Origin of the sequence: Acinetobacter sp. V2 (assembly GCF_001188385.1) — a bacterium.
GTDB classification, from domain to species: Bacteria; Pseudomonadota; Gammaproteobacteria; order Pseudomonadales; family Moraxellaceae; genus Acinetobacter; species Acinetobacter oleivorans.
In genome coordinates this window covers 187,229-194,310 of sequence record NZ_JZFB01000005.1, presented here as the reverse complement: position 1 = coordinate 194,310, position 7,082 = coordinate 187,229, and the positions used below count along the sequence as shown (strand labels likewise).

6 protein-coding genes are annotated in these 7,082 nt (G+C 39.6%); 4 read left to right on the top strand and 2 right to left on the bottom strand.

Annotation, left to right across the window (positions count from 1 at the left end):
- Positions 1 to 82: 82 nt before the first annotated feature.
- Positions 83 to 2,803, top strand: coding sequence for a preprotein translocase subunit SecA (gene secA, locus UC75_RS15510; RefSeq protein ID WP_013196872.1), 2,721 nt, complete (start codon positions 83 to 85; stop codon positions 2,801 to 2,803).
- A gap of 132 nt (positions 2,804 to 2,935) precedes the next feature.
- Entirely contained in the window at positions 2,936 to 3,379 is a 444-nt protein-coding gene (locus UC75_RS15505) for a hypothetical protein (RefSeq protein ID WP_004789183.1), read from the top strand.
- Positions 3,380 to 3,447: 68 nt separating this feature from the next.
- Here UC75_RS15505 and UC75_RS15500 read toward each other — a convergent pair whose 3' ends face one another.
- A complete protein-coding gene (locus tag UC75_RS15500; RefSeq protein WP_049838098.1) occupies positions 3,448 to 4,758 on the bottom strand; it encodes an MFS transporter in 1,311 nt (436 codons plus the stop codon).
- A 134-nt stretch (positions 4,759 to 4,892) separates the two neighbouring features.
- A complete protein-coding gene (gene trhA, locus UC75_RS15495; RefSeq protein ID WP_013196874.1) occupies positions 4,893 to 5,534 on the bottom strand; it encodes a PAQR family membrane homeostasis protein TrhA in 642 nt (213 codons plus the stop codon).
- 127 nt (positions 5,535 to 5,661) lie between these two features.
- Here trhA and UC75_RS15490 point away from each other — a divergent pair, with 127 nt between their 5' ends.
- Positions 5,662 to 6,873 carry a class I SAM-dependent methyltransferase gene (locus tag UC75_RS15490; protein WP_128825298.1) on the top strand — a complete coding sequence of 404 codons (1,212 nt, stop codon included), beginning with the start codon at positions 5,662 to 5,664 and terminating at the stop codon, positions 6,871 to 6,873.
- A 12-nt stretch (positions 6,874 to 6,885) separates the two neighbouring features.
- On the top strand, positions 6,886 to 7,082 hold a 197-nt coding region (locus UC75_RS22000; protein ID WP_228137425.1), incomplete at its 3' end, for a GNAT family N-acyltransferase.

The following is a 7,082-nucleotide window of genomic DNA, read 5'->3' as shown; positions in this document are numbered from 1 at the left end:
GTACTTCAAATTTCTGGCACCATAATAAACGACTGAGAAAAAGTTTATTCATTTGACCAAGCAAGATTTAGAGAGTTTATCCATGTTGGCAAGTCTGATCGGAGGTATCTTCGGTACAAAAAATGAGCGCGAACTCAAACGAATGCGCAAAATTGTTGAGCAAATCAATGCGCTCGAGCCGACGATATCAGCTTTAAGCGATGCAGACTTATCTGCAAAAACTCCAGAATTCAAACAACGTTATAATAATGGCGAAAGTTTAGATAAATTACTTCCAGAAGCATTTGCAGTTTGTCGTGAAGCAGCCAAGCGTGTAATGGGCATGCGTCACTATGACGTTCAGCTTATTGGTGGTATTACTTTACATGAAGGCAAAATTGCCGAAATGCGTACCGGTGAAGGTAAAACCCTGATGGGTACTTTGGCGTGTTATTTAAACGCATTAAGTGGCGAAGGCGTTCATGTCATTACTGTGAACGATTATTTGGCACAGCGTGATGCTGAGTTGAACCGTCCATTATTTGAGTTTTTAGGTTTAAGTATTGGTACGATCTATTCAATGCAAGGTCCGTCTGAAAAAGCGGAAGCTTATCTTGCTGATATTACCTATGGTACCAATAACGAATTCGGTTTTGACTACTTACGTGACAACATGGTGTTTTCTTTAGCAGAAAAGAAACAACGTGGTTTGCACTATGCCATTATCGATGAAGTTGACTCAATCTTGATTGATGAAGCACGTACACCATTAATTATTTCTGGTCAAAGTGAAGACTCTTCGCATCTGTATTCTGCAATCAATACGATTCCTCCTAAATTACATCCGCAAAAAGAAGAAAAAGTTGCAGATGGTGGGCATTTCTGGATTGATGAAAAGCAGCGTTCAGTTGAAATGACCGAAATTGGTTATGAAACTGTTGAACAAGAACTTATTCAAATGGGATTGTTGGCTGAAGGTGAAAGTCTATATTCAGCAACGAATCTGAGCCTTGTTCATCATGTGTCTGCTGCTATTCGTGCACATTTCTTATTCCAACGTGATGTTCACTATATTATTCACGATGGCGAAGTCGTGATTGTTGACGAACACACTGGCCGTACAATGCCGGGTCGTCGTTGGTCAGAAGGTTTGCATCAAGCAGTTGAAGCGAAAGAAGGTTTGGAAATTCAGCCTGAAAACCAGACACTAGCGACCACAACATTCCAGAACTATTTCCGTCTATATAAAAAGCTTTCAGGTATGACAGGTACTGCTGATACTGAAGCTGCGGAAATGAAAGAAATTTATGGCCTTGATGTTGTGATTATTCCAACTCACCGCCCAATGGTACGTAATGACCAAAACGATTTAATTTATTTAAACCGTAACGGTAAATACGATGCGATTATTCAGGAAATTACGAATATTCGTGAGCAGGGTGTTGCACCGATTCTGATTGGTACAGCGACCATTGAAGCCAGTGAAATTTTATCTTCTAAGTTAATGCAAGCTGGTATTCACCACGAAGTGTTGAATGCAAAACAACATGAGCGTGAAGCTGACATTATTGCTCAGGCCGGTAGCCCGAATGCAGTAACGATTGCAACTAACATGGCTGGTCGTGGTACGGACATTATCTTGGGTGGTAACTGGAAAGCAAAACTTGCCAAACTTGAAAACCCTACTGCTGAAGATGAAGCACGTCTGAAAGCACAATGGGAACAAGACCACGAAGATGTATTGAAATCAGGTGGTTTGCACATCATTGGTTCTGAGCGTCATGAATCACGCCGTATTGATAACCAGTTACGTGGTCGTGCGGGCCGTCAGGGTGACCCTGGTGTTTCTCGTTTCTATTTGTCTCTTGAAGATGACCTTATGCGTATTTTCGCAGGTGATCGCGTAGTCGGAATGATGCGTGCGATGGGTCTGCAAGAAAATGAAGCGATTGAGCACAAAATGGTGAGTCGTTCAATTGAGAACGCTCAGCGTAAAGTTGAAGCGCGTAACTTTGATATTCGTAAAAACTTATTGAAATACGATGATGTGAATAATGAACAACGTAAGATCATTTATTCACAACGTGATGAAGTGTTAGCTGAAAATACTTTAAAAGAATACGTTGAAGAAATGCATCACGAAGTGATGAAAGGCGTGATTGCTAACTTTATTCCGCCAGAGTCAATTCATGACCAATGGGATGTTGAAGGTTTAGAAAACGCTCTACGTATTGATTTGGGTATTGAGCTACCAATTCAAGAATGGTTAGATCAAGACCGCCGTCTAGATGAAGAAGGCTTAGTTGAGCGTATTAGCGATGAAGTAATTGAACGTTATCGCCAGCGCCGCGCTCAAATGGGTGATGAATCAGCAGCAATGCTTGAACGTCACTTCGTTTTAAACTCTCTTGATCGTCATTGGAAAGATCATTTGGCTGCAATGGATTATTTGCGTCAAGGTATTCACTTACGTGGCTATGCGCAAAAGAACCCTGAACAGGAATACAAGAAAGAAGCTTTCAACCTGTTTGTAAATATGTTGGGTATTATTAAAACTGATGTTGTGACTGATTTGTCTCGTGTACATATCCCAACACCAGAAGAACTTGCAGAAATGGAAGCTCAACAGCAGCAGCAAGCTGAATCAATGAAGCTTTCTTTTGAACATGATGACGTAGATGGGTTAACTGGTGAAGTTACACTTTCTCAAGAAAGTGTGAACGAGTCCAACGATCAGCAAGCTTTCCCTGTTCCAGAAAGCCGTAATGCACCATGCCCATGTGGGTCTGGACTAAAATATAAGCAATGTCACGGTAAGATTTAATCTGCCTTAACGAAAAAAAGCAGAACAATTGTTCTGCTTTTTTTATGTTTGTAGTAAGCCTGTGAATAATGTTTGCAGTTTTAAGCATTAAATGCTATTTACTTCTCATCCAGAGTGTATGTTGGAAAGACAATGAAAAAAGTATTACAACCTTTATTTTTAACTGTTCTTGCTGTGCCTAGTTTTGTTTTCGCAGCAGAAGCAGCTTCAGCCCCTCAAACGACAACGGTTGATAAAGTACTTGCAGCAAAAGGCCCAACTTCGGCTCAAGCTGTAGTGAAGCAAGAAAATACTACAGTGATTAGCCCGCGTACAGGCATTCGCTATACGTTGGGTAACACAGGTAATCGCCCAATTATTTTACAAACGACTGCGATTGCTCCAGCAAATTCAGCAAACATTAATCGTATTGTAGCAACTAACCCTGCTTTATCTGTGAAGAGCCAAGAAAAAGCAAAAGTTGCACTCATTGGTGAAGCTGCTGTTGCTGGACCAGCTGCTGTTGCAGCAAGTAATGTAACAGCTCCTGCTGTATCAAATAGCATTGCACCTTCGAATCCAGCATCAATAAATTAAGATCATATATTTATAAAAAAGCCGGTTCAATTTTGAACCGGCTTTTTTTATATCAGAATTTCTAATTTTTAGATCTGATTATTCACATCATCGTTTTTCGTTTCACGAATGAGTAAGAAAGCGATGAGTGATAAAAGGGATGCCGCAGTAAGATAATAACCAACTGCATATAAACCATAAGTTTCAGCAAGCTTAGTTGCAATAAGTGGCGCAAATGATGCACCAAAAATGCCTGCTAAGTTAAATGTTAATGCCGAACCTGTGTAACGAACTGAAGTTGGGAAAAGTTCGGAAAGAACTGTACCAATCGGACCGTAGGTCAAGCCCATAATTGCCAAGCCAGTACATAAGAAAAGGAAGACGATTAAGGTATTTCCAGACTCTAACATGCTAGAAAAGAACAGACCGAAAATCGCAGCAGCAATACAGACACCAATAGAGGTTGTTTTACGACCAAATTTTTCTGCAAAAATAGCTGATAAAGGAATGAATGCAGCAAAGCAAAGGGTGGCAAAGAGTTGCAGTTCTAAGAACTCACCACGTGCATAGCCAAGCTTTGTGGTTCCCCAGTTTAAGGCAAATACGGTGGTAAGATAGAACACGACAAACGTACAGATTGCTGCAATCGTACCAAGAATCAGCTTACCCGTGTGTTTAGTGATAACTTCTTTAAATGGAATATTAACTTCTTTTTGTTTATCTAAAACTTTTTGGAATGCTGGAGTTTCATGAAGTTTTAAACGGATATATAAGCCCACAATCACTAATACAGCGCTTGCAATAAATGGAATACGCCAGCCCCATTGCATGAATGCTTGTTCAGGAATAGCCGCACTTAAAAGTAAGAATGATCCCGTTGCTAAAATAAAACCAATAGGCGCGCCAAGCTGTGGGAACATGCCATACCATGCTCTTTTACCTTCTGGGGCATTTTCAGTCGCGAGTAATACTGCACCGCTCCATTCACCACCTAAACCCAAGCCTTGTCCTAAACGGCATACAGCCAATAGTAAGGGTGCGAAGATTCCGATATGTGCATAGGTAGGAAGTAAACCAATACATACGGTTGAAATACCCATGGTCAGTAAAGCTGCAACCAATGTGGCTTTCCGACCAATGCGGTCTCCTAAATGCCCAAATATTGCTGCACCGATGGGACGGGCAATAAAGGCAATTGCGAAGGTTGCTAAAGATTGTAAGACTGCGGCACTGCCACTACTAGCAGGGAAAAACAGGTGAGGAAAAATAATAACGGCAGCAGTTGCATAGATATAAAAGTCGAAGAACTCAATGGTTGTACCGACTAAGCTTGCAAACAAAACCCGTGTTTTTGAATTAGTGGCTACTGCCGGAGCAGCAGTCGCAGAGGTTGAATCCATATAAAACCTTATATCAGTTAAAATTTATTTTTAATTTACTATTCCTTTTAAAGACGTATTTTTTCTAAAAGAATAGCGTGAAAGAACATCATCCATGACTCTTTCAGGATCACTGAATAAGAGTGAAAAATGAACTAAACTATGTACCAATAGATAGCAAGAAAATGTGCTCCTGCACCTAAAAGCACAAAAATGTGCCAGATCGCATGGGTATATCTTACCTTTTTTAACGCGTAAAACAATGCTCCAACCGTATAAGCTAACCCGCCAATGATTAAGAAAATCAATGCGTCTTTACTTAAATAAGTGCGCATATCATCCATTACAAACACAGCAAGCCATCCCATTAAAATATAAGCGAGCAAAGAAATTTTTTGAAAACGATGAATAAAAACTAACTTGAAAAGTGTACCAATCGCAGCAATGCTCCAGAGTGCAATCAACAGATAGTGAGCTTTTGTAGTAGGAATTGCGATGCTTAAGAACGGGGTATACGTTCCAGCAATTAAATAATAAATAGCTGTATGGTCAAGTTTCTTATACCAGTAGCGTAGATTTTGTGTTTGAGCAAAGTGATAGAGTGTGGAACTGGTGAAAACTAGAATGAGACTAAATGAGTATACCCACAAACCTACCCACTGAGCAGTTGAAAGATAAGATCCCTTTATAATTAAAAAGATAGAAGCTATGACTGCCATAATAATACCAGCCCCATGGCTGTAGGCATTAAATAGTTCTTCTTTTGGATCGTAAGTTTCCAACACAGATTTACTCATAAGTTTAATTTTTTTGATTAAAAATACGAATGTATAGAAATACAAAACAGTCGTAAAGTTATTTTATTTTTAATCCTAGACCCTTTAAACTTCTATTTTATATGAGTCTTCATTTTTAGGTATATCCGTGTCGGTTTTCTCCTTTGAGCAAGAACAGCAATTCTTTCATGAAATCAAGCAAATGCTTGACCAACAAGCTTTTGAGCGATTGATCTTGAGCCAATATAAAGGAGAGTTGGCGCAACTGGAAAAAATCACTTTCCGCGTTGTAGAGCTGCATGGTCAAAAACAGCTTTCAGCTCTATATCATCATACTACCCAAGATGTGACTAAAAATTATTCATTTGAAGAAGGTTTGCAACAGATTGAGCAATTAATCATTCAATGTAAACAAGCAAACTTATTTTCGACTACTCAAGAAATTCAACTTAAAAAAAATAAGAAAAAAGCCCTTCTAAATATGGGGAAAAAGCAGGCAGTAAATGCGACACAAACGATTCAGGCACATGATCGTGAAAAGCAGCGCTATGTACAGCAGGGCAATGCATTTTTAAAAGAGCTTGGTATTACCGATGAAAAAGGCCAAATCATTCCAAGCATGGCGCGTAAATGGAAACAAATTAATAAATTTATTGAAATCTTTGCGAGTGCTTATGAGCAAATTGATGCATCTCAGCAAGAGTTACGCATTGTAGATTTTGGTTCGGGCAAAGGTTATTTAACTTTTGCGTTATATGATTATTTGCAAGAGCAGCAAAAAACACCATTGATCACTGGAGTTGAATTGCGCCCGAATCTGGTTGAGTTTTGCCAGAATGTTGCAGACAAAGTGCATTTTAACCACTTAGACTTTTTTGAAGGTGACGTCCGTAGTTATCAACCAGAAAAACTAGACGTTATGATTGCCTTACACGCCTGTGATATTGCAACTGACTTTGCCATTCACACTGGAATTCGTTTAAATGCTTCGATGATTATGTGTGCGCCGTGTTGTCACAAAGAGTTACGCCCACAATTACATAGTCCTGAAGTTTTACAACCAATGCTACAGTTTGGTATTCATGCGGGGCAACAAGCCGAGATGCTGACTGACACTTTACGTGCGTTACTTTTAAAAGCGTATGGCTATGAAACTAAAGTTTTTGAGTTTGTATCGCTTGAGCATACCAGCAAAAACAAAATGATTTTGGCGACGAAACGCAAAAACGTTTCTGAACCTGATGCCAAGATTATGGCTCAAATCCAAGCATTGAAAGGAATGTACGGTATTAAAAAACAAACGTTGGAATTGTTGTTACAAGATCAATTGCCGATCGAAAATATTGGCTGTAAGTGCTAGGGCGGTGAGCGGATGTATAAAATTATAGAGGGTGGTTGGGAACAGCTCGAGAAAGATGCGAAATACATCCGTGAACAAGTTTTTATTCAAGAACAGGGAATTGCATCTGAAGATGAATGGGACGACTTGGATGCCACAGTTTTGCATTTTATTATTTATGAAAAAGAACAGCCTATCGCTACAGCACGTCTGTTGCCACAGCATAGCGT